The 23,220-nt window shown below is 72.3% G+C and carries 15 protein-coding genes; 4 read left to right on the forward strand and 11 right to left on the reverse strand.

Annotated features, from left to right (window positions below):
* The first annotated feature begins 90 nt into the window (after window positions 1-90).
* Window positions 91-1,323, forward strand: a complete 1,233-nt coding sequence (locus ACZ5MC_RS08605; protein WP_464517530.1) for a hypothetical protein — start codon at window positions 91-93, stop codon at window positions 1,321-1,323.
* Window positions 1,324-1,326: 3 nt separating this feature from the next.
* On the opposite strand, the gene ACZ5MC_RS08610 is transcribed toward ACZ5MC_RS08605, so the two are convergent.
* From ACZ5MC_RS08610 to ACZ5MC_RS08620, 3 genes are all read right to left on the reverse strand, one after another.
* Window positions 1,327-2,142, reverse strand: a complete 816-nt coding sequence (locus ACZ5MC_RS08610; RefSeq protein WP_464517531.1) for an NAD-dependent epimerase/dehydratase family protein — start codon at window positions 2,140-2,142, stop codon at window positions 1,327-1,329.
* 74 nt (window positions 2,143-2,216) lie between these two features.
* Window positions 2,217-3,266 (reverse strand): mechanosensitive ion channel family protein, encoded by a 1,050-nt coding sequence (locus tag ACZ5MC_RS08615; RefSeq protein WP_464517532.1) that lies wholly within the window; start codon window positions 3,264-3,266, stop codon window positions 2,217-2,219.
* A gap of 163 nt (window positions 3,267-3,429) precedes the next feature.
* A complete protein-coding gene (locus tag ACZ5MC_RS08620) occupies window positions 3,430-5,433 on the reverse strand; it encodes a hybrid sensor histidine kinase/response regulator (protein ID WP_464517533.1) in 2,004 nt (667 codons plus the stop codon).
* 108 nt (window positions 5,434-5,541) lie between these two features.
* Here ACZ5MC_RS08620 and ACZ5MC_RS08625 point away from each other — a divergent pair, with 108 nt between their 5' ends.
* Window positions 5,542-7,605 (forward strand): ATP-binding protein, encoded by a 2,064-nt coding sequence (locus ACZ5MC_RS08625; RefSeq protein ID WP_464517534.1) that lies wholly within the window; start codon window positions 5,542-5,544, stop codon window positions 7,603-7,605.
* On the opposite strand, the gene ACZ5MC_RS08630 is transcribed toward ACZ5MC_RS08625, so the two are convergent.
* The 3 genes from ACZ5MC_RS08630 to ACZ5MC_RS08640 all read right to left on the reverse strand — a co-directional run bounded on the left by ACZ5MC_RS08630 (window position 7,592) and on the right by ACZ5MC_RS08640 (window position 10,280).
* Window positions 7,592-9,016: a type II secretion system protein GspD gene (locus ACZ5MC_RS08630; RefSeq protein WP_464517535.1), complete on the reverse strand. Its 1,425-nt coding sequence runs from the start codon at window positions 9,014-9,016 to the stop codon at window positions 7,592-7,594. The genes ACZ5MC_RS08625 and ACZ5MC_RS08630 overlap by 14 nt on opposite strands.
* A 277-nt stretch (window positions 9,017-9,293) precedes the next feature.
* Window positions 9,294-9,638: a cystatin family protein gene (locus tag ACZ5MC_RS08635; protein WP_464517536.1), complete on the reverse strand. Its 345-nt coding sequence runs from the start codon at window positions 9,636-9,638 to the stop codon at window positions 9,294-9,296.
* A 63-nt stretch (window positions 9,639-9,701) separates the two neighbouring features.
* Window positions 9,702-10,280, reverse strand: a complete 579-nt coding sequence (locus ACZ5MC_RS08640) for a hypothetical protein (protein WP_464517537.1) — start codon at window positions 10,278-10,280, stop codon at window positions 9,702-9,704.
* A 330-nt stretch (window positions 10,281-10,610) separates the two neighbouring features.
* On the opposite strand from ACZ5MC_RS08640, the gene ACZ5MC_RS08645 reads away from it, so the two are divergent.
* A complete protein-coding gene (locus ACZ5MC_RS08645; protein ID WP_464517538.1) occupies window positions 10,611-12,983 on the forward strand; it encodes a right-handed parallel beta-helix repeat-containing protein in 2,373 nt (790 codons plus the stop codon).
* Between the two features lie 43 nt (window positions 12,984-13,026).
* Here the strand turns inward: ACZ5MC_RS08645 and ACZ5MC_RS08650 are convergent, their stop codons facing one another.
* Complete coding sequence (locus ACZ5MC_RS08650; protein WP_464517539.1) at window positions 13,027-13,980, reverse strand: sensor histidine kinase; 954 nt, start codon at window positions 13,978-13,980, stop codon at window positions 13,027-13,029.
* A 129-nt stretch (window positions 13,981-14,109) separates the two neighbouring features.
* Between ACZ5MC_RS08650 and ACZ5MC_RS08655 the strand changes: the two genes are divergently transcribed.
* Entirely contained in the window at window positions 14,110-16,701 is a 2,592-nt protein-coding gene (locus ACZ5MC_RS08655) for a hypothetical protein (protein WP_464517540.1), read from the forward strand.
* Here ACZ5MC_RS08655 and ACZ5MC_RS08660 read toward each other — a convergent pair.
* The 4 genes from ACZ5MC_RS08660 to ACZ5MC_RS08675 all read right to left on the reverse strand — a co-directional run bounded on the left by ACZ5MC_RS08660 (window position 16,698) and on the right by ACZ5MC_RS08675 (window position 23,162).
* Window positions 16,698-18,149, reverse strand: a complete 1,452-nt coding sequence (locus tag ACZ5MC_RS08660; RefSeq protein ID WP_306599929.1) for an NAD-dependent succinate-semialdehyde dehydrogenase — start codon at window positions 18,147-18,149, stop codon at window positions 16,698-16,700. The two genes, ACZ5MC_RS08655 and ACZ5MC_RS08660, sit on opposite strands and share 4 nt — an antisense overlap.
* Window positions 18,150-18,183: 34 nt before the next feature.
* Window positions 18,184-19,212 carry a ketopantoate reductase family protein gene (locus ACZ5MC_RS08665; protein WP_306599930.1) on the reverse strand — a complete coding sequence of 343 codons (1,029 nt, stop codon included), beginning with the start codon at window positions 19,210-19,212 and terminating at the stop codon, window positions 18,184-18,186.
* A gap of 157 nt (window positions 19,213-19,369) precedes the next feature.
* Window positions 19,370-22,435, reverse strand: a complete 3,066-nt coding sequence (locus ACZ5MC_RS08670) for a hypothetical protein (protein WP_464517541.1) — start codon at window positions 22,433-22,435, stop codon at window positions 19,370-19,372.
* A gap of 238 nt (window positions 22,436-22,673) precedes the next feature.
* Complete coding sequence (locus tag ACZ5MC_RS08675; RefSeq protein ID WP_464517542.1) at window positions 22,674-23,162, reverse strand: GreA/GreB family elongation factor; 489 nt, start codon at window positions 23,160-23,162, stop codon at window positions 22,674-22,676.
* Window positions 23,163-23,220: the final 58 nt, after the last annotated feature.

Raw genomic sequence — 23,220 nt, forward strand, 5'->3', positions numbered from 1 at the left:
GGTTGCGAATGCCGAAGCTGTCAAGGGACTTCCGGCCGGGATTCCCCATATACTGGAAGTTCCCTCCTTTGAGGGGATAACGGATCCGGATTGACCGCACACGACCACCGCCCAGAGCTGCGCGACGAAGGGACCATCCGGGCCTACCTGGAGGAGTTGGCGCGCCTGAAGGCGCCGGTGCAGCTGTGGCTCCCCGTGGCCGGCGCGCTGCCCTTCGAAACGTCGCTCGAGCAGGTGGGGCGGGACACCTTCTCCACCACCACCACGCCCGCGCTGGAGCCCGGCCGGACCCTGCGCATGGCCTTCATGCTGGACGCCCGGCGCTTCACCGCGCTGACCCGGGCCGAGGGCACGGGGGTCTTCCGCCTTCCGTCCAGCATCGCGCACGGCGAGCGCAGGGCCGCACCCCGCGCGGCCTTCGGGCGCGGCGACGCGGCGGAGGTCTTCGCGGTCGAGCGGCTCGACGGGACCTTCCCGGGCGGGAGGACCCTCCAGGGCCGGCTCCAGGATCTCAGCGAAAGGGGCCTGCGGCTTACCCTGGACGAGTTCGACGCCCTCAGCGGCCCCGTGGTGGAACTCCGGCCGGGGGACCGCTTCCAGGGCGTGCGGGTCGCGGGCCTGCCCCACATGCCGGCCATCCAGTGCCGCGGCACCCTGGCGCACCTCACAGGCCGCGCGGGGGGCATGGTCCTGGAAGGGCTGGCCGAGACCGACCGGAAGAACCTCGAGCGGATCCTCGCGCCGCGCCTTCCGCCCAGCTTCGGCCCGGGCTTCCCCGACCGCAAGCCCAGGACGGATCCCGCCGACCGCCCCGGCGTCCCCACCCCCACCCGCGTCAAGCCCAGGCCCGCCGAGGTCGTGGAGCGCCCCCTGGAGCGGCCCGCTCCCGAACCGCCGCCCCCGCCCCCCACCAGCGCCGCGGCCCGGTTGCGAAAGGCCTCGAAGCGGATCCTGTTCCTTTCCGCCGGCGGCTCCACCCAGGCCCTGGCCGGGGCCTTCCGGCAGGACGGCTTCCGCCAGGTCTCCGAAGCGCGGTCCTTCGCGGAGGTCCGCAACCTGGCCGCCACCCTGCACGTCGACCTGGTGCTCCTGGACAACACCATGGGCGGGCACTGGGCCAAGGACATGATGCGGCTGCTGCACGGCCAGGGCCTGCTGCTGGACGCGCCGGTCATCCTGGTGGCGGAGTACCGCAACACCTACGCCTGGGACGTGGCGGAGGCCCTGGGGGCCTGCCACATCCACGAGCGGCGGGAGTCCTACGAGGACCTGCGGCCCGTGGTGGAGCAGCGGCTGGGCCTGGGCGGGGACCGGCCGGGGTAGGCCTCAGAGGAACGGCTCCAGCCCTTCCAGCAGCGAAGGCCAGTGCAGGTTGAACCCCAGCTCCTCCCGGGTGCGTGCCGCCAGGACGCGGCGGTCCGGGCCGGGGGCGGCGGCGACGGCCGCGGGTTCCAGGCCCCGGCGCGCGGCCACGAAGGCGACGACTTCGCGGCGGCGCAGGGGCCAGGCGTCCGTGCCGTGGTAGACCGCGCCGTCCCGTCCCCGGTCCAGCACCGCCAGGAGCGCGGTCACCGCGTCGTCCTGGTGGCAGGAGTTCATCCATGCGCCGTCCCCGGGCCCCAGGCCCATGCGCCCGGAGGCCACGCCATCCAGCACCCACAGCCGGCCCGGGCCGTAGAGCCCGGAGAGGCGCAGCACGCGCGCGTCCGCGGCCAGGAGCCTGCGTTCGGCCTCGGCGAGCACGAGGCCTTCGGGGGTCGTGGGCGCGGGCGGCGTGGCCTCGTCCACGTCGGACCCGTCCCGCTGGCCGAAGAGCCCCGTGGATCCGGTGTACACGAAGGCCCGGACCCGGGGGCGCGCCGCCAGCAGGGTGGCGTTGGCGTCCAGGTAGGCCCGGTGGTAGGCGGGCTCGCCTCCGCCGCGGGCGGCCTGCAGGGCCAGGATGGCGTCGAGGTCCGCGGGGAGGCGCTCCGCGGAGGCCGGGTCGGCCAGGTCGAGCACCAGGGGCTCCACGCCGGCGGCGCGCAGCTGCTCGGCGCCCGCGGGCGAGGACCGCACCCCCGTGACCCGGTCCCCCCGGGCCGCCAGCGCCCGCGCCGCCGCCAGGCCCAGCCAACCGCATCCGGCGATGAGGACGTGCATGGCTCCCTCCCAGGGGACCATCCTACAGCCCCGGTGCGCCGGGGAAACCCGCGATCGTCGGGATGCCCCCCGACTCACACCGCCTCCGGCCTCGGGAACATCACCCGCACGGGATGCGCGAACCCCACCCCCTGCGCCCGCAGCGCCTTCAGCAGCGCGAGGTTGATGGCCTGCTGCGTGTCCATGTAGACGTTGTAGTCCACGTCCAGCACGTAGTACACCACTTCGAAGATGAGCCCCGAGTCCCCGAATTCCCGGAGGTGCGCCCGGTCGAAGCGGGTGCCGGGCTGGGCCTGGATGATGTCGCGCAGGTGGCAGGGCAGGGCGGCGAGGGCATCGGCGGCGGTCTGGTAGGTCACGGCGAAGGTGAAGAGCACGCGGCGTTCGCGCATGCGCTTGAAATTGCGGATGCGGCTCTTGAGCAGGTCGGCGTTGGCGAGGATGATCTGCTCGCCCGACAGGCTCTGAATGCGCGTGGACTTCAGGCCGATGCGGTCCACGGTGCCGAGGACCTCGTCCACGATGATGAAGTCGCCCAGCGCGAAGGGCTTGTCCAGGGCGATGGAGAGCGACGCGAAGATGTCCCCCAGGATGTTCTGCACCGCCAAGGCCACCGCCACGCCGCCCACGCCCACGCCGGCCACGAGGGTGGAGAGGTTGACGTCGAAGCTGTCCAGCACGAGGAGCAGGACCAGGGACCAGAGCGCGGTGCGCGCCATGAGGCCCAGCACGGGGGCGGCCATGGCCGTGACTTCCCCGTGGGCTTCCCGGCGCTCCAGGAAGTCCCGCAGGAAGCAGCCCACCACGCGGTTGGCCCAGAGCCCGGCCTGGAGCAGCATCGCCAGCAGGGTCACGTGTAGGAGGGCCTCCTCCAGGGCACGGGGCAGCTCCAGGAAGCGGGAGCCCGCCCAGAGGGCCAGGGCGAGCAGCAGCGGGAACCGGGTGGCGTCCATGGCTTCGGCCAGACATACGCGAGGGCTGCCGGGCGGTTCTTCGCTCCGGCGTCTGCGGGTGGCCAGGGCCTTGAGGCCGTAGAGGAGCCCCAGGGACGCCGTCGCCGCCAGCAGGGCCTTCACCCAGTCGACGGCCATGTTTCCGGGCCAGAAGGGCGTGGGTGCATCCATGGGGGGCCTCCGGAGGGAGGGTGCCCCGGCGGGGGCGGGAATTCCCGGGGACCAGCCCCGTTCCAGCGCCTCTCCCGGCTTTTCCCGGGGGCCCGGCAGGGTGTCCGGCTGGCGGCTGCTCAAGGACGGCACGCCGTTCTGGTGGGGCAGGTGCCGGAGGCGCTCAGGCCGCGAGGAGGCTCCTCACCAGCTCGGCGAAGGTCCCCAGGCTGAACGGCTTCTTCATGAACCCCGCCAGGCCCAGGCCCTCGAAGCGGGCCATGGCCTCGGCCTCGTTGAAGCCGCTGGTGAGGATGACGGGCACGTCGGCCCCCAGGCGGCGCAGCTCGCGGCAGCTCTCCTCCCCGTCCATGCGGGGCATGGTGAGGTCCATGACCACCAGGCGGATGCGCTCCCGGTGGCCCTGGTAGAGGTCCAGGGCCTCCCGCCCGTCCCGGGCCTGGAGCACGGCGAGGCCCAGGCGGCCCAGGGCCTTGGCCGCCACGTCGCGCATGGCGTCCTCGTCGTCCACCACCAGGACGGTGCCCTGGAGGGCAGGGCCCCCGGTGCCGGCCGGCACCAGGCTGGGAACGGGCTGGAGGGGGACCGGCGGGCCGGGCGCGGCCGGAAAGAGGAGCTTGAAGCACGTGCCCCTGCCGGGCTCGCTGGTGACCCGGATCCCGCCCCGGTGCCCCCGGACGATGCCGTGGATGGCGGCCAGCCCCAGGCCCCTCCCGGTGAACTTGGTGGTGAAGAAGGGATCGAAGATCCGCTTGAGGACCTCGGGGGTCATGCCCGAACCCTCGTCCAGCACCTGCAGCGTCACGAAGGGCCCGGGCCGCAGGGGCTGGCCGTCGTCCCCGGCGGCGGGCACGTCCGGACCCACCTCCTCCATGCGGGTGCGCAGGGTGATGGCGCCGGTGCGTTCGCCCAGGGCCTCCGAGGCGTTGATCACCAGGTTCATGATCACCTGCTGGATCTGGGAAGGGTCGGCCAGCAGGGACAGCGGCCCGGGATGGAGGTCCTCGCGGATCTGGGCCTTCTTGGAAATGGAGGCCCGCAGCAGCTGGAGCATCTCCTTCACCAGGGCGTTCAGGTCCACGGTCTCCAGCACCGCCTTGCCGCGCCCGGCATAGGTCAGCATCTGCCTGAGCAGGTCGGAGCCCTTGGCCATGAGGCCCCTGAGGGTTTCCAGGTGCGTCCGGACGGCGCCCAGGGTCGCCTCGGTGAGGGCCAGTTCAACGTTGCCCTGCATGGCGCCCAGGAGGTTGTTGAAGTCGTGGGCGATGCCCCCGGCCAGGACGCCCATGGACTCCAGCTTCTGGCTCTGGAGGAGGGCCCGGTCCGCCTCCTTGCGCTCGGTGATGTCGGTGGCCATGACGCCCACGCCCCAGCACCGCCCCGTGGTGTCCACCAGGGGGAACACGTGGGTGAGGGCCTGCCGGGCCACGCCGTGGCGGTCGGTCCACGCCTGCTCCGTCTGGAGGTCCCGTCCCTGGAGCAGCACCCTCTGCTCCAGTTCCAGCAGGGGGATGCAGTCGGGCGATGCGAAGAGCTCCGCGGTGGTGTGCCCGAGGATCTCCCCGGAGGGGCGCCCGACCAGCGCCTCCATGCTCGGATTGATGAGCAGGTACCGCCCATCCAGGCCCTTGAAGGCGATCCCCGCCGGGGAGTGGCGGATGAAGCCCTGGAGCCGGGCCTCGCTCTCCCGCAGCTCCTGGGTCCGGGCCCGCACCTTGTCCTCGAGGTTGGCGGCCAGGTCGCGGAGCGCGGCCTGGGATGCCTTCTGTCCGGCGATCATGGCCAGGGTCTGGTCGAGGGTGGGGGCCACCAGGAGCTTGGGGGTGATCCGCAGCAGGAAGGCCATGGTCATCACGCTGGCGGCGGCCGTGACGAGCTTGATGACGCCCGCCAGGCGGAAGAAGCCGTGCCAGGTGTTGTACACCTCCATGGCGTGGGTGCAGCCGCAGGCGAAGGTGAACGCGCCGAACATCGCCACCACCCAGTCGAAGGTCACGTCCTTTCGCCGCGCGACCAGGAGGATGAGTTTGCAGGCGATGACCGCGTAGGTGACGGCGATGACGGCGTCGGCACCGACGTTGGTCCACACCACCCACGGCTCCCAGGACCAGCACTGGCCGTGGGGCATCAGGTCGGAGGACAACAGGTTCTCCAGGAAATCCCTCATGGCGCTTCCCCCTGTCGGGACAAAGATGCCTCGGACCCGGGGGGCGTTTCCCGTGAACCGGGAGGCCCCTGGCGACACCCAGGGTTGGAGGTCCGGGAGCCCTTCACCATGCCCATCCTCGCTCGTCTCCAGGTCGGCGCTCTGGCCCTCGGCACCTTGGCCGCCTTGGGCGTTCTCGTTCTGGCCTGGGCCTTCCTCCGCCGCAGGAGCGGGGCCCGGGAACGGGAGCGGGAGGCGCGGGTGGCCGCGCTCACCGCGGAGTTGCGGGAGAGCCGGGCCCGGCTGGAGGCGGTCTTCCGGCACGCCCCGGCCGCCATGGCGGTCAAGGACGCCGAGGGGCGCATGGTGGCGATCAACAAGCGGGCCGAGGCCCTCATCGGCGTCTGCCTTGCCGTCACCCCGGCCGAAGCCGCCGGGCAGCTCTTCCCGGCCGGGGAGGTGGCCCAGGGCGCCGCCCAGGACGAGCGGGTGCTGCGCCTCCAGGAGGTGGTGCAGGCGGAGGAGACCGTCACCCTCCCGGGCGGCCAGCCCGGGGCCTTCCTCATCGAGAAGTTCCCCATCGTGGACGCGCAGGACCACGGCTGGGGCCTGGGGATCATCGCCACGGACATCACCGGGCGCAGGAACGGCGAGCGGGCCCATTTCCAGAACCGGAAACAGGAGTCCCTCAACCTCCTGGCCGGAGGCATCGCCCACGACTTCAACAACCTCCTGGGCGCCATGCTGGGCATCGTGGAACTGGCGGCCATGGAGCAGGGCCCCCTGGACCATCTCCGGGCCCTGGAGGACCTCATCGCGCGGGCCTCCGGCCTGGTTTCCCAGATCCTGGCCTACGCGGGCAAGGGGAAGTTCCACCCCCAGGCGCTCGATCTCAACCACCGCGTGGAGGAGGTCCTGGGCATCCTGCGCACGCCGCTCCAGGCCCGGGCCCACCTGCGCTGGATCCCGCAGCCCGGCCTGCCGCCCTTGCACGGCGACGTGGGCCAGGTGCAGCAGGTGATCATCAACCTCGTCATGAACGCCGCCGAGGGCATGGAACCGCACGGGGGCGTCATCACCATCCGCACCGCCCAGGAGGAGCTCACCCGCGCCGCCCTCGACCGCCACTTCCCGGGCGAGGCCCTCGACCCGGGCCCCTACGTGGTCCTGGAGGTGGCCGACAACGGCCAGGGCATGGCGCCCGAACTCAAGGAGCGGATATTCGAGCCCTTCTTCACCACCAAGTTCGCCGGCCGGGGTCTCGGCCTGTCGGCGGTCCAGGGGATCCTCCGGAGCCACCAGGGGGGAATCCAGGTGCTTACGGAGACGGGCAGCGGCTCCACGTTCCGGCTGGTGTTCCCGGCCCTGCCCGGGCGGGCGCCGGAAGCGGCCCGGCCTGTCGCCCGTACGGATGCCTACCGGGGCTCAGGGCTCATCCTGGTGGTGGACGACGAGGACGCCATCCGCACAGTCGCCGCGCGCGCCCTCCAGCGCCTGGGCTTCGCGACCCTCGAGGCCCGGGACGGCCTGGAGGCCCTCCTGCTCGCCGAGGCCGACGGGCCGCGGATCCGCCTCGTCCTCATGGACCTCACCATGCCCCACATGGGGGGCGAGGAGGCCTGCCGGGGCCTGCGGCGGGCCGGGTCCATCACCCCCATCATCCTCACCAGCGGCTTCAGTCCCGAGGAGGCGCGCCATCGCCTAACCGGCACGGCCCTGGCCGGGTTCCTGCAGAAGCCCTACCGCCTGGAGGCCCTGGTGGCGTCCGTGCGGGATGCCCTGGAGGGGGACCCCGGCCAGGCCCGGCGCCCGCCCTCCAGGGAACTCGCCAGCTGGGTCGGGACCCTCAAGACCGGGCTGGATTCCCTGGACGCCCATCACCGGGACCTGGCGCTGGCCTTCGACCAGCTGTCCCCCGGCATGGGCGGCGAGGGCCTGGCCCGGTTCGTGGAGGCCATGGAACGCCACTACCGCAGCGAGGAGGAGATCATGACCGCCTCGGACTTCCCGTTCCGCCGGCCCCACGCCGCCGCGCACGCCCGCCTGATGAAGGCCTTCCGGGCCCTGGAGTCCCGCCTCCACGCGGGGGAGGCGGACCTCACGCCGGCCCTCCTGGACGCCATGGAGGACGCGATCCTCAACCACCTCCAGGCCGAGGATATGGAACTGGCGATGTTCCTCAGGAGGGATTGATTGAGATCCGGCTCCGCCCGGGAGCCTCCTGCGGCAGGATCTCCGGCTGGACCATGATCACCAGTTCCTTGGTGCCGTTGTATTTGCTGCGCGATCCGAACAGGGATCCGACCAGCGGGATGCGGGACAGCACCGGGATGCCCTGGGAGGTGCGCAGGTTCTGGTCCACCTTGAGACCGCCGACCACCAGCAGCGTCCCGCTCTTCAGGTGCACCGTCGTCTGGATCTCCCGGGTGGAGATGACCGGGTAGGTGGAGCCCAGGATGGTGTCCACGCCGGCCTGGATGGAATCCTGGGGGTAGATGAAGAAGGTCACCTCGTTGTTCTGGCCGATCTGCACCGCCAATTGGAGCATCACGCCGGTCTTGAGCTCGGCCACGTCGAAGGTGGCACTGCCCTGGGCGTTGGTTCCGGTCTGTTTGGGGTACAGCCGGCGTTCGCCGATGAGGATGGAGCACTTCTCGCCATCCATCACCAGCAGGCTGGGGTTGGCCAGGGTCTTCACGAGGCCGCGGGTCTCCAGGGCCTGGAGGCTGAGGTTGACCTGGGCCGGGGTGTGGGTGAAGCTGCCCAGCTTCAGGCGGCTGTTGCCGGCCCCTTCGGTGAACTGGACGGCGGGAGGCCCGCCCGATTCCCCGGAAAACGTCCAATCGATGCCCAGGTCCCTGCTGGCGGAAGAGGTGAGCTCGGTGATGCTGACATTGACCCGGACCTGTTGGCGGGGCCGGTCCAGGGTCCGGGCGAAGGCCAGGGCCTGGCGGACGACGGCGGCCGGCCCGGTGAGGATCAGGTCCAGCCGAAGGGATTCCGCGCCGGCGCGGTAGCTGCCCGGCGCCCCTCCCATGACGGGTCCGCCTCCCCCGTAGCTCGTGCCCACGGGCATGCCGGAAGGGATCATTCCGCCCCCGTAGCCGGTGCCGCCGGTGCCGCCCTGGACCGGGCCGAAGCCGCCCGCCGCCGGGTCCGCCCCCGGGGTCCGCACCTTCGGTCCCGGAATGCATTTCAGGTCCGGAAACGCCTGGTTGAGGCTTTCCGCCAAGGTCTCGGGGCCGAGATTCCGGCAGGGGTAGGCGACCTGGGTCCGTTCCGCCGTCTCTTCGCCGGGAAACCCGGCCTGGAAGTCTTCGATCAGTCCCACCAGGCGGCTGCCGTCCCGGGCCGTTCGCTGCCGCAGGCCCTGTGCCTCGCAGACGCGGTCCAGCACCTCCTGGAAGCTCGCTCCGGACACGTCCAGGCTGAAGCGCATGTCCAGCTCGGGCGGGTAGCGCAGCGACACCCCCTCCTTGGCGGCCAGTTCGGCCAGGAAGGGCCCGACCGGGGCATTGCCTGCCGAAACATCGTAATGGTTGCCGAGCGGGGCCGGCACCGGGGGAGCCTGGGGGGTCCCGGCCGGGCCCTGGACCAGAAGCATGAAAAGCAGGGCACTCGGTGGCCAGGGCCTGAACATGGGATCGCTCCAAGGGGTGTTTATTAATAAACAATAAATAGTAAGCCCCCTGCGGACCCTTCGCAAGGCCCCTCCGCAAGGCTTCTGCCGAGGAGAGCCCGGTGCCCCGAACCAGGCCGGATCTGCCCGAACGCTTCCATCTCCGGATGTAGGTCGAGGTGCGGGAGGCGCATCGCCACCGGGGGATCCACCCCGGGACCGCCGCCGAGGCCCGGGGCAGGACCGCCAAGGAGTCCCTGGACTACGGCGCCCGCAGGATCCGCCTGGTTCCGGCGGGGTTCAGGCGCCGCGCCGAAATCAGCTCCCAGGTGCCGTCCAGCCTTCTCCAGGCCACGAATTCCCAGCGGGCCGGCGCGCCTTCGCCGGTGACCCGGCAGACCAGCTTGACGTTGGTGCCTGCCACCACCTGGGTTCCGGCCTTCCGCACCTCCCCCAGGCGCAGCCGGGCGAAATGCGTCTGGACGAAGGCCCGGGCCTCCAGGACCGGGGGGGCGTCCAAAGGGGAGGGTCGGTAGCCGCCCATCAACCCGCCGCCGGTTCCGGCCAGGAGGGGCCAGGTGAGCATGTAGATTCCCAACCCCTTCATCGAAATGCTCCCGTCCGGTGGCCAATGTAATAAATATTTAATAGCTCGGCAAGATCCCCGGGTCTACAGGATCACGCAGGAGCTTCCGGGGAGCTCCTTGAGATCATGGTCGCCGCTCCCGGCCGGCCGGGGCGAAATGCTCAGCGGCCCAGAGGACGAGGCGAGGGGGGCCTTGAGATCGGGAGGGAGGATCAGCTGCTCCCGGTTCTCCGGATCCTCGGAGGGGAGCCTGAGGTAGTGCACCTCCTGGGGCGTGCCCGCGCCTTTGCGGCCGAGCCTGGACACCTTGAAGGAGAGGAGCTGGAACGGCCCGGCGCCCGCCGCCACGGGCCGGGACCGGATCACGAGGGTGGCGCCGGGGACGAGGGCCAGCCGGTTCGCGGAGAAGGTCCCGTCGTGGCCGTAGATGCCGTGGAGAATCGAGCCGGATTCCGGGGCCGGATCCTCCGACCAGGCAGCCCGGGGGGTGCTGGAAACGAAGGGAGGGTCCACGAGCACGGACAGTTCGCCATCGCCGGTGCTGACTTCCGTCAGCTCCACCCGCACGGTGGCCCGGGTCCGGTTGGTCAGCGTGATGTCGGCCGCACCGGGAGGGCCGCCCAGGAGGAGCAGGGCGGCAAGGGCGGGACGGAAGGGGAACATGGCAACCTCAAGAAAGACGGGCGATGGCCGCCACGCCAGTCAACGTGGCGCGAGCCCCGGAAGGGTTCCCGGGTCGGCGCCGCCTGGACCGTCCCCTTGCCGGAGGGTGCGTGCGGACAGCCGGGCACCGTCGCAGCCAGCCTTGTCTCGCCGTTGGGGGTCGGACTGATTTAAAAGGAGCAGAATCATGAGTTCCTGATTGTTTTTTTCCGTCGGCCATCCTTGCAGGTCAAGGCTATCCGGTTCGCCGGCGTAGGGCTACAATGGGCCTACCAGACCAGCTGCATCCCGGAATACGCACCCAAGCGTCAGGCACCTGAGGAGGATCCCATGGCTATCAGGACCGCCTTGTCGAGCAGCCTTGCATGGGCGGGGCTCCTTGTCGCCGGTTCGCTCCTTTCCTGCGGCGGCAAGGCCGCCCTGGTTCAAACGTCGGTGGTCCAGCCCGTCACCCTTCAGATCACGCCCGCCGACGCCTCCCTTCAGGCAGGCGGGCGCCTGACCCTCACAGCCCAGGTGACGGGCAGCCCCATGCCGGCCCTGGTCTGGGCGGTGGACGGGACTCCCGGCGGCAGTTCCACTTCCGGTACGGTCAGCGGCACCGGAGCGACCGCAACCTACACGGCCCCCATGGCCGCGGGCAGCCATGCCGTGACGGCCACCAGCGTGGCCGACCCGTCCAGGAGCGCCTCGGCCACGGTCGTCGTGGCCGCGCCGACCGCGGTGGTCCTGACCCTCAGCCCCTCGGGCACGGTCAACCTCGGTCCGGGGGGCACCCAGGTGTTCACCGCCACCGTGACCGGATCCAGCAACACGTCGGTGGGCTGGCTCGTGGACGGCGTCAGCAACGGCAGCGCCGCCGTGGGCACCCTGGTCGGCACCGGGGCCAGCGCGACCTACTCGGCGCCCGCCACCGCCGGTTCGCACACCGTGACCGCCTTCGCGGCCGCGGATACCGTGAAGAGCGCCTCGGCGACCGTGACGGTCACGGTCCCCGCAGTCGAAATCGCCCTGACCCCATCAGGATCCGCGCAGGTCAACACCTCGGGCACCCTCTCCTTCACGGCGTCGGTGGCGGGCACCTCCAACACGGCGGTGATCTGGTCGGTGGACGGAATCCAGGGCGGTTCCGCCTCGGCGGGGACCATCGCCGGCAGCGGCCTCAGCGTGGCCTACAACGCCCCGGCCAGCGCCGGGACCCACACGGTCACCGCCACCAGCTCGGCGGACACCTCCAGGACCGCCTCCGTTTCCGTGTCGGTCCTGGCCCCCTCCGGCGTGGTGGTGACCCTCGCCGTGGCCGGCCCGGCCAACGTCGTGCCGTCCGGTTCCATGCTCATCACGGCAGGCGTTTCAGGCGCCTCGGACGCCTCGGTCACCTGGGCCGTGGATGGCGTGCCCGACGGGAACGCCTCCGTCGGCACCCTGTTCGTGCCGGCAACGGGCGGAACCGTCGTCTACACGGCTCCGGCCACCACCGGTTCCCACCGGGTGACGGCCACCAGCGCCGCCGCGCCCACCCAGAGCGCGTCCATCACGATCCCGGTCACCGCGACCCTCGTCCAGGCAGGCAGCATTCCCATCGGAGCCAATGTCCGGAGCTCCCCGTACAACGCCGCGGGCGACGGTGTCACGGACGACACCGCGGCCATCTCGGCCGCGGTCAAGGCGGTCGCCGGCACCGGCAAGGCGGTCTACCTGCCGGCAGGCACCTACCTCATGGACCCCACCTCCAACCAGAACGGAGGAATCCGGCTGGGCAGCAACATGACCCTGCTCCTGGACCCGCAGGCCATCCTCCAGGCCAGGCCCACTTCCACGCAGAACTACGCGATGGTCACGGTCTCGGGCTGTTCCAATGTCAATATCAGCGGAGGCACGTTCAAAGGCAACAACCTCAATAATTCCATCGCCACCCCCACCAAGGTGGAAGCCGGCGACTGCATCCACATCGTCCAGTCCCGCAACGTGGTCGTGGAAGGGAGCGTGGTCCAGGACGCCTTCAACGACGGCATCTACGTCGGCGGAAACTCCACCAACGTCACGGTCTGCGGCATCACGAGCCAGTTCAACCGGCGCCACGGCATGGCGATCACCTACGGCCAGGGGTTCTACCTCATCAACAGCACGTTCCACGGGGCCATCGGTTCGGTGGAAACCGCCGGGGGGCCCATGGTCAACGGAATCGGCGTGGACGTGGAGGCCAACGCCAACGAGTCCGTCCGGACCGTGCTGGCCGCCAACAACCGGTTCACCGGCAACCGGGCCGCGGGCTTCGCCTGGGGCATCCTCGGGGTGGCGAATTCCAGCACGAGCGATGTGTTCGTCATCGGCAACACGGTTTCGGGCAATCAGTCGGGCCTGAACGGCGAGAACACCACCCGTTCCTGGGTGCTGAACAACACCGTCTCCACGGAATCCGCGTTCGGGATCTACATCCACGACGGCATGAACGGGACGCTGGTGCAGGGCAACACCGTATCCGGGACGGGCACCGGCGGCGACGGCGCCGGCATCGAGATCTACAACGACACCGCCACCACGGTGAATGCCAACACCTCCACCGGCAACTCCAAGTACGGCCTGTTCGTCTACCAGAGCACCAACCCCATCCTCACCAACAATGTCCTGACCGGCAACGGAACGGCTGGCCTCGCCATCGTGAGGTCGACGGGGGTGACCCAGTCCGGCAATACCCCTTGACCGGAAGTCCTGGGGTCGCGCGCGGAGGACCTTCGCCTTCCGCCTACGCGGGGCTCTGGGCCTTGAAGTCCAGGCGGAACAGGGCGCCCTCCCCGGGCCAGCCCTGGGCCGTGACCGTGCCGCCGTGCTTGCTCATCACCCGCTTGACGATGGACAGGCCGATGCCGTGGCCCGGAATCCGCGGATCCGAATGGAGCCGCTGGAAGGGCCGGAACATGGCTTCGGCCTGGGCCATGGGGAAGCCGATGCCGTTGTCCCGGATCTCGATGGCGGCGGCGGGGCCCGCGCCGCCGCGCACCGTGATCTCCGCGGGCGAGCGGCCCAGGGTGTACTTCCAGGCGTTGCCCAGGAGGTTCTCCAGGGCGATGCGCACGAGATTGGGGTCGCCCAGCACGGTTAGCCCCGGCTCGATTTCCCAGCGCACGCTGCGCTCCGGTTCCTTCTCCTGGAGGTTCAGCAACACCAGGCGCGCGTGGTGGGAAACGTCCACCCGCTGCACCGTGGGCAGGCGCCCGGAGATCAGAGCCAGCTCCTGGAGCCCCTCCAACAGCTGCTGCATGCGGTCCGCCCCCGCGCGCAGGAGATCCAGGTGGCGCAGGAGGTCGGGCCGGTCTTCGCCGAGGCGTTCCTGCAGGTTGTCCATGCCCAGCAGCAGTCCCGTGAGAGGGGACTTGAGGTCGTGGGTGACCATGCGGTTGAAGGACTCCAGGTCCTCGATGGTCTGCATGAGGCGCGCGGTGCGGCCCTGCACCTGCTCGTCCAGGCTCCGGTTCAGTTCCTGCAGCCGGTCCTGGCGGGCCACCAGATCCCTGCGGCTTCCGGCCAGGCGGGTCGCAAGTCCCAGGCCGGCCGCCAAGGCCAGGCCCAGCCCCAGGTACCCGGGCGCGGGTCGGCATGCGGCGAGGGCCCAGCCGGCGGCCCCCAGACCCGCGGCGGCCAGCAGGGCCAGGGCGAGGAGCCGCAGGTTCGGGCCGGGCATGGCTGACGGATCGGACATGGCGCTCACGCTTGATTGTGTGAACATGAGAGCAGGAAGGTCCCGGCGGCGCAACGGAAAGTCCAGCCGTGGGAACGAAGGAATTGGCAAAAAACGGGCTTTCGCGTAGCGTTGCGGTGAGGAGATCCCATGAACCCGCTGCGCCTGGCCGTGCCCTTCCTTTCCCTGGTCCTGGCGGCCCAGGCCCCGCTGCGCACGGTGGCCCGCTATCGCGATGCGGCCCTGGGTCTGGAGGTGGTGAAGACCGAGCTCGTTCTTCCGCCCGGCCAGCCCTGGCCCCAGCTGGTGGCGGCCGCGGGGGTGCGGCAAGTCTTCCTGGTGCCCGCGGCCCAGGCGGCGCCCAGTCCGCTGTCCGTCACCGTCCTGGCCCTGCGCGTGGCCGGCGCCAAGGTCGCCCGTCTCGAGGGGGCCCCCGGCGCCCTGAGCTGGAACCTGGAGGGTGGGACGGCCGGCGACCGGTCCCTACTGGAGCAGTGGGCCCGCGCCCGTGCCCGGGCCTGGGAGCAGGGGGCCGGGGAACCTTCGCCCCTGGTGGCGGGTTTCCGGGCCATCCAGAACCGGCTCTTCTTCGGAGGGCGGGAGCCCGAGCCCGCGGCGCCCCGCCGCCGGGACGAGGGCCCCAGCCTCCTCAGCCTCCTGGGGGGCCGCGCCGCCGTGGAGGAGACCCTGCAACTGGACCGCGGCCTGGAGGGCGGCCCCGGGGCCGCCGCGCCCCGGGTCGCCCTGGCCTCCCTTCCGGGCGTCACCGTGGCCGCGCACCCCTGGGCCGAGATGCTGGGCGGACGCCAGCCCGCCGTCCCGGCCCTGGCCCTGTGCGTGCCCCCGGACCGCGCCTTCCTCTACCTGCCCGATCCCGCGGCCGCCCTGGATGGGCTGGCGGGGGGCGGCGCGGCCTTCCTGGCCCGGGTGAGCGCCTTCGGCCGCCAGGGAACCCTGGACCGGGACCTCATCGCCCGCGCCCTGGAGGACCTGGGCGTGGACAGGAGCCTGCTGGGCGCGGTCACCGCGGCCGCGGTCTTCCTGCCGGACCTGAACCTCCTGGGCGGCACCGACCTCACCGTCGTGGCCGAGCTCACCCCCGCGGCCGCCGCCCGGTTCGGCAGCGGCGCGCCCCGGGCCGTCGCCACCCCCCGGGGCGAGGCCTGGCGGGCCCGGGAGGGCGGCCGGGTGTTCCTGTCCACCTCCCGTCCCGAGCTGGAACGGGCCCTGGCCCTCCACCGGGCCGGAGGGCAGGGGTCCCTGGGCGCCTCGGACGAGTTCAAGGTGATGCTCACGAAACTGGCCCCCACCGGCGCCACCCGGGCCTACGCCTACCTTTCCGACCCCTTCATCCGCCGCCTGGTGGGCCCGGCCCAGCGCATCGGCCAGCTGCGCCAGGCCGCCGCCCGCCGCGACCTGGAGGCCGTGGCGGCCGCCGTGGAGCTGCGCCGCCTGGACGCTCCCGGCAGTCCCCTGGACCTCGCCACGCTGCGCAAGCTGGGCTACCTCGCGCCCGGCCTGGACCTGTCCGGGCTCACCGTGAAGGACGGCGTGGTGGCCAGCCGTGCGTGGGGCCGGCTGGACCGCATGCGCCCCCAGGCTCCCCCCGCCGAGGTGGAGGCGTGGGAGGCCCGGGCCTACGAGGCCTTCCGGGCGAACTACAGCCAGTACTGGAGCCGCTACTTCGACCCCGTCGCCCTGCGCCTGGAGGCCCGGGACGGGGCCTACGGCCTGGACACCTTCATCCTCCCCCTGCTGGACCAGAGCGCCTACCGCCAGCTCCGCCGGTTCCTGAAGCCGGGGCCCGTGCCGGCCCTGGCCTCCGCCCCCCGCTGGGCCCGGCCCCAGGTGGCCACCCTGAGCCTGCCCGTGGACTGGGCGGGCCTTCTGGGCAGGTCCCCGGTGCCCGTGCCCGGTGAGCTGCTGGGGGCCCTGGGCGGGGAGGCGCACCTCGCCTTTCTGGACGCGGCCCCCGTGCTCCAGGTGGGAGGCGGCTCCCCCGCGGGCCTCCTGGCCTCCCAGGACCGCCTCGCCCAGGGTGGCCTCCTCTTCCTGGCCCCGCTCCTCCTGGGTCCCCTCACCCGTCCCGTGGCGCTGGCCATCCCCGTGGGGGACCCGGCCGCGGCCCGGGAGGGCTTCCGGCGTCTGGCCCAGAGCGCCGCGCTGCGCCAGGGCCTGCCGCGGGAACTGGAATGGCGCGTCCATCAGGAGACGGACCGGCGCCTGGTCCTCAGCGCCTCCCTCCTGGGCCTGGTGACGATGCGCTTCTCCCTGGACCTGGAGGACGGCTGGCTGGTGGTGTGCAACGACACCTCCCAGCCCGCCCCCCTGGTTTCCGGCTCCGCCCCCCGCCCGGCCTCCCACGCAGCCCTGTCCTTGCGCCCCTTCGACCTGAACCTGGGCCTTCCCGCCGCCTGGCAGGCGGCGGTGGAGGGCCAGGCGGACCGGGCCTGGGCCGAGCAACGCTGGCTTTCCCCCTGGCTCGCCTCCGGCCTGGACGTGGACGCCGCCAAGGCCCGCAGCCTCCTGGTATTCGGCGGCGCACCCCTCCTTTCCCCCGCCGACCTGGGCCCCGGCTCCACCCCCCGGAACCTGCGCTACGGCACGCCGTGGCGCCCCCTCCTCCCGGTCCGCAAGCCCGGGGAGGACTTCGGCCTGTTCGAAGGCGTCCGGGAGGTGCGGGTGGACATGACCTTCGAGGAGGACGGCCTGCGCACCCGGGTGGCCTGGACCGCGCCCTAGAGTCCGATGCAGAGGTACTTCACTTCCAGGTAGTCCTCGATGCCGTACTTCGAGCCTTCCCGGCCCAGCCCCGACTCCTTCACGCCCCCGAAGGGCGCCACGGCGGTCGAGATCAGGCCCGTGTTGATCCCCACCATGCCGTACTCCAGCGCCTCCGCCACGCGCCAGGAGCGCGCCAGGTCGCGGGTGTAGAGGTAGGAGGCCAGGCCCGACGGCGTGTCGTTTGCCAGGGCCACGGCCTCCGCCTCCGTGCGGAAGGGGAAGACGGGCGCCACGGGGCCGAAGGTCTCCTCCCGGGCCAGGGCCATCTCCGGGGTCGCGCCGCAGAGCACCGTGGGCTGGAAGAAGGTGCCGCCCAGCGCGTGGCGGGCCCCTCCCTGGACCACGCGGGCCCCCTTGGCCAGGGCGTCGGCCACGTGGGCCTCCACCTTCGCAAGGGCATCGGCGTCGATGAGCGGGCCCTGCTCGACCCCGGGCTCCATTCCGTTCCCCACCTTGAGCCGGGCAACGGCCGCGGCGAGCTTCGCGGCGAAGGCGTCATGGACGCCCTCCTGCACCAGGAAGCGGTTGGTGCACACGCAGGTCTGGCCCGAGTTCCGGAACTTGGAGGCCACGGCCCCCGCCACCGCGGCGTCCAGGTCCGCATCGCCGAAGACGAGGAAGGGCGCGTTGCCCCCCAGCTCCATGGACACCTTCTTCACCGTGCCCGCGCACTGCGCCAGGAGCTGCTTGCCCACCTCGGTGGAGCCCGTGAAGCTCAGCTTGCGCACGGCGGGGTCGGACGTGAGCACCCCGCCGAGGACGGCGGCCGGTCCGGTGACGACGTTGAGCACGCCGGCGGGAATGCCGGCGCGCTCGGCCAGGACCGCCAGGGCCAGGGCCGAATAGGGGGTGGCGCCGGCGGGCTTGGCGACCATCGTGCAGCCCGCGGCCAGGGCCGCCCCGGCCTTGCGGGCGAGCATGGCCGAGGGGAAGTTCCAGGGGGTGATGGCCGCGACCACGCCCACCGGCTCCTTGAGCACCACGATGCGCCGGTCGCAGGCGTGGCCGGGGATCACGTCCCCGTAGACGCGCCGGGCCTCCTCCGCGAACCACTCGATGAAGGAGGCCGCGTAGGCGATCTCCCCGCGGGCCTCGGCCAGGGGCTTGCCCTGCTCCAGGGTCATGATCGCCGCCAGGTCCTCCCGGTGCTCCAGGATGAGGTCGAACCACCGCCGCAGCAGCGCGGCGCGCTCCCCCGCGGCCCGGGCCCTCCAGCCCGGCAGCGCCTCCTGCGCGGCCCGGACCGCGCGCCGCGTCTCGGCGGCGCCCAGGCGCGGCACCGTCCCCAGGACCTCGCCCGTGGCGGGGTTCTCCACCGGAAAGGAGGCGAGGTCGTCGGCTCCGGTCCAGGCGCCGCCGATGAGGCAGGTCTCGCGGAACAGGGAGGGGTCCTGGATGGGGATCATGGGGCGCTCCTGGCCTCCAGTCTAGGAGGTTCCTTCACGGAAACGTCCCGATGGGCCGGACCCGGATCCCGGCCAGCAGCCCGGGACCCGGGACGGCCTCCCCGCGCGTGATGGCGCGGACCGTTTCCGTGATCGCCGCGTTGACCGGCGTCGCCAGCCCCAGCCGGCGGCCCGCGGCCACGACGTGGCCGTTGATGAAATCGATCTCGGTGGGCCTGCCCTGCTCGAAGTCCTGGAGCATGGAAGCCTTGATATCCCCGTAGAAGCCCAGGATCCCTTCCAGCCAGGCCTCGAACTCCGGGCCGGGCCGGCTGCGTCCGTCCCATCCGGGGGGCACGGGCTCGACCACCATCGGTTCCGGCCGGTCCCCGCTGGCCAGGGCCACCGAAAGGGCCTCGTCGTAGGTCCGGATGAACAGGTCCCGGCCTCCGGGAAGGGCGAGGTACCGGCGCATCGTGAGCCCGGCGACGGCGCCGAGGGTCGTCACGGAACAGTTCAGGAGCAGCTTGGACCAGACGGCGCCCCGGAGGTTCCGGGTCACGCGGACCTCGATCCCGGGGCCCAGCGTCCTGGCGATCCTCGCGGTGCGGTCACCCTCCCCTCCGGCCCGTTCGCCGATGAGCAGATGCCCGGCATTGCGCTGCTCGTAGACGCCCGGCGACCTCATGGTGGCGCCGAGGTTCGAGAGGCCGCCGACCACCCGGGAATCCCCGAGGCGGTCCGCGACCATCTGGGGCACGAAGCCGTTCTGGATGGGCAGGATCGCGCCGTCCGCGGCGAGCAGCCCGGGCAGGGCCGGCGCCGCGGCCAGCGCGTCCTGGGCCTTGGTGGCCAGGAGGATCAGGTCGAAGGGCGCGGCGCCGGCATAGGCGTCCAGGGGCGCCACGTCCGCCGCGGCGGCCGAGGCCTCCCCGCCCGCGCCCGTCACCCTGAGCCCGGCGGCCTTCACCCGGGCCGCCGACTCGGCGCTGCGCACCGCCAGATGGACGGGAATTCCGGCGGCCTGCAGGCGCGTGGCGATGACCCCGCCCAGCGCGCCGAGGCCTACGATCAGGATCCGCATGGATGCCTCCGGTGCCCGGGACGGGCTTGGCAGGCCAGCATGGGGTGGCCGGCCGGACCGGGCAACCCGGTTCGAGGCGTTTCGCAGACCTCTGGCCTGCCGGAAGGGAGAAATCGGCCCTCCGGTGGAACCCCCGCGGTTGCCGGGATCCTCGCGATCACCAGCCCGTATGTCCCTCGATGCGCGCAGGCGTGGCCCTCAGGACGATGCGGCCCAGGCCCAGGTTGCCCCAGCTGTCCTCGCCCCAGCCCTTGGCGAAGGTGGCGCCCCAGGCGAAGGAGGAGAACTCCCCGGCCGCGATGCCCTGAACCCCGGTGAGGCCCGGGATCGCGGTCAGGACGGCCAGGTCGTCGCGGTTGCCCTGGCCGGTCTGTCCGTACGTGGCGTACCCGATGGAACGCACGCTCCCGTCGCTTTGCAGGGTCAGCAGGTGCTGGTGACCGGCGGCGAGGCCCGTCGTGTTGGCCGAGCCCGGGAGCACGCCGGGCGGGGCCCGGTAGGCCTGGGTGGGCAGCCAGCCCCAGGTGGAAACGGTGCCGTCGGCCAGCAGGGCCGCGGAAAAGGTCGCCCCGGCGCCGAGGGCGGTCACCCCGGCGAGGCCGGGGACGAGGACCGGGGAGGTCCGGCCGGTGAGGGTGCCGTCCCCCAGCTGGGCGTAGCTGTTGTCGCCCCAGGACCAGACCCGGCCGGCTCCGTCGAGGGCGAGGGTGTGCCAGGGGCTCGCGGCGACCTTGCGCACATCGGTCACCCCCGTCACCTGGACGGGCGTGGCCCGGGTGGTGGTGGAACCGTCGCCCAGGTTTCCGGAGCCGTTGTAGCCCTGGGCCCAGAGGGTGCCGTCCTGGAGCACGAAGAACGCCGACGAGCCGGCGGCCGTGATCCCGGCCACGGGCCCCAGGCCGGTCACCTGCGCCTGCGCGGAGGCGCCGTCCCTCGAGGAGGCCGGATTGGTCCAGCCCCAGCGCCAGAGGCTGCCGTCCACGCGCTGGGCCAGACCCTGGAAATCGCCCAGGGCCAGCCTGGCCAGGGGCGCGAAACCCGGAGCGGCGGTGGGCGTGGCCAGGTAGGGATAGGCCGTGGTCCGGGAATCCTGGCCCCAGAGCCAGAGCCCCCCATCGGCCGTCACGGCGGCGGTGGCGTAGGTGGAGGCAGCCAGGGCGACCAGGGGGCTGGATACGGCCAGGGCGGCCGGGCTGGTGCGGTCCAGGGGGAAGGCGTCGCCCAGCTGGCCGGAGGTGTTGGAGCCCCAGGTCCAGAAGGTGCCGTCCTGGAGGAGCGCGAGGGTGGATCCGCCGTCGGTGGCCAGATCCAGCGCCGGACCCAGAGGGACCTTGAACGCGGACGTCCGCTCCAGGAGGTCCCCGGTGCCGAGGCAGCCCGAGCCGTTCCGGCCCCAGGTCCAGAGGGTGCCGTCCAGCGCCAGGGCGGCGACGGAGCCGGGCGCGGAGATCAGGCGCACCGCGCCGGGAAGGTCCGGCTGCCGGGTGACGGTCGCATAGCTGGAGTTTCCGTGGAAGCTGCCCCAGGCCCAAAGGCGCCCCTCGAAGTCCAGGGCGAAGGTGCCCTGGCTGGTGGAGGCCAGGGAGGCCGGAAAGGGCAGGCCCGGGAGCTGCACCGGGGCGAGCACGTCGGCCGCCGAATTCCGGGCCAGTTGCCCGTTGTAGTTGCTGCCCCAGCCCCAGACCGACCCGTCCGCCCCGAAGGCGAAGCTGCAGTTGTCCCCGGCGTGGAAGCCCACGATGGCGGGGAGGCCGGCCACCTGGGCCGGCGTGGTGCGGTCCGTGGTGGTGCCATCCCCCAGCTGCCCGGTGAAGTTGTAGCCCCATGCCCAGAGCGTGCCGTTGGCGGCCAGGGCGAGGCTGTGCGTGTTGCAGCCGGCGATGGAGGTGATGAAGGGCAGGCCCGTGATCTGGGCCGCCGGGAAGGTGGCGTTGGCCGCAAGATGCCAGACGGTGCCGTCGGCCTTCAGGGCCAGGGCCTCGGTGCTGCTGCCGGCAAGGCTCACCACGCCGCTGAGGGCGGCGTTCCGGGTGGGTACCGAGGAGTCCGGCGTCCAGTCCGGATAGCCCATGGGGATCTGGGCTGCGTTCTGGCCGCAGACCCACAGGGTCCCGTCGTCCTTGAGCATCCAGGAGCTGTTCCGGGCCAGGGCCACCGCCCGGCGCGGCCGGGCCTGCACCCGGTTGGTTGCGGTGCGGCCGGCGGCGTTGGTGACGGCCAGTTCGAAGCGATCGGGCATCGGGCCCGTCCAGGCAAGGGGCGTGCCGCTCAGGATCGGCCGGTTCCCGGGCCGGACCACCCCCGCGCCGCCGCTGAAGGTGGCGGTGAGCGTGAGGCCCTGGGCCATGGGGCGCCAGTCCCCCTCCACCGAGAAGGCGGTGATCGCGGGCGGCGCCACCACCTGGACGTCCAGTCCCAGGGAGGTGCTGATGCCGAGCGGGTTGGTGACGGTGACCACGAAGTGGGTCGCCTCGGCGGGTGCCACCTGGATGGCCAGGCCGCTGACCAGGGCGACGGCCCCGGGTTGCAGCACGGCCGTGCCGCCACTGAACCGGGCGGTGAGGCTGCAGGTGTCGCCCAGGGTCAGGATGGCCGGCGTCGCCTCGAAGGAGGCCACGCGGGGCGCGGCGACCACGGTGCAGGTGGCGGTCCCCGCCTCGGAGGCGGTGCCGGCGGCGTTGGTGGCCACGCAGGAGATCCCCAGGCTGCCGGCGGCCCCGGCGGTGAAGGTGATCTGCGCGGTGCCCTGGCCGGCCGTGAGGGTCCCCGAAGTCAGGGTCCAGGCGAACGTGCACCCGCTCTGGGCCGGCACGGAGGCGGCCAGGGCCGTCTGGCCCTCGGTGGCCTGGGCCGTGGCCTGCACCACCGGCAGGACCGGTGGCGCGACCACGTCCACCTGCGCGGTCCGGGTCACGGATTTGCCGTTGCCCGTGACCGTCAGCGTGTAGGTGGTGGCCTCCAGGGGGGTCGCGTGGGCCACCGCGGCGCTGGCCAGGGCGCCCACGCCGTGGTCCACGGTGCCGGTGCCGTCGCGGTAGGCGGCGGTCAGGTCCACCGTGCCGCCCCGGGTCAGGATGGCCGGGGTGGCGGAGAAGGCCGTGATCGTGGGGTCGGCGGGGGCCGCCGGGGCGCCCCCCGAGCCGCCTCCGCAGCCGGCGGCCAGGGCCGTCAGGAGGGCGAGAAGGGCGAACCGCGTCCGGAGTCCAAGCCTTTGAAGGGCCATGGGCACCTCCCAGAAAGCAAGCAAGCCAACGAACTGTAGGTTGGGGCGGGGGTACTGTAGGACCGCTTTTGGGATGTTTCAAGGAATATAGGTCCGTCCTCCACCGGGATGGGGTGGGGGCGCCGACACCGCCGTCAGGCTGGAGCCGGTTTGTATTCAAGGTCCTCCCGCCCGGGGCCAGGTGGTCTCCAGGCGGGCCGTTCGACCGGGATCATGGCCGTCGGCGGGTGACGGCCGGTCAGGAGCTTCGCACGCCCAGGATCTCCAGGCGGGTCCTCCCCGCAGGCCGCTGCCAGGTCACCTCGTCGCCGGGCCCGGCATCCAGGAGCGCCACCGCCAGCGGCGACAACCAGCTGATGCGGCCGGTGCCCGGCTCGGCCTCGTCCTCCCCCACGATGGTGAGCGCTTCGGTGCTGCCATCCTCGTGGCGGACCTCCACGGTCATCCCGAAGCGGACCCGGTCCGGCGCCTGGACCGCGGGATCCACCAGGATGGCCCGCTGCAGACGCCCCTCCACCCAGCGCAGGTCCCGCTGCAGGAGCGCCCGTTCGTGCGGATCCGCGGAAGGGCCGATCTCCTGCAGACGGGCCGCCAAGTCCGCCGCCTGGACCTGCAGCCGCTGGAGTCCCGCGGGCGTGACGTAGTTGGGGTGGGGGCTCTGGGGCCGCTCGGGCAGCACCTCCGGGCGGGCCGCGTCGTCGGGATCCTTCATGAAGGCTCGGTTCACAACCACCCTCCGGGACCGGGGACGCCAGCCCTGCGGATTCATTTAAGCAGGTTCCCCT

This window comes from Mesoterricola sp. JemC181 (genome assembly GCF_055384585.1).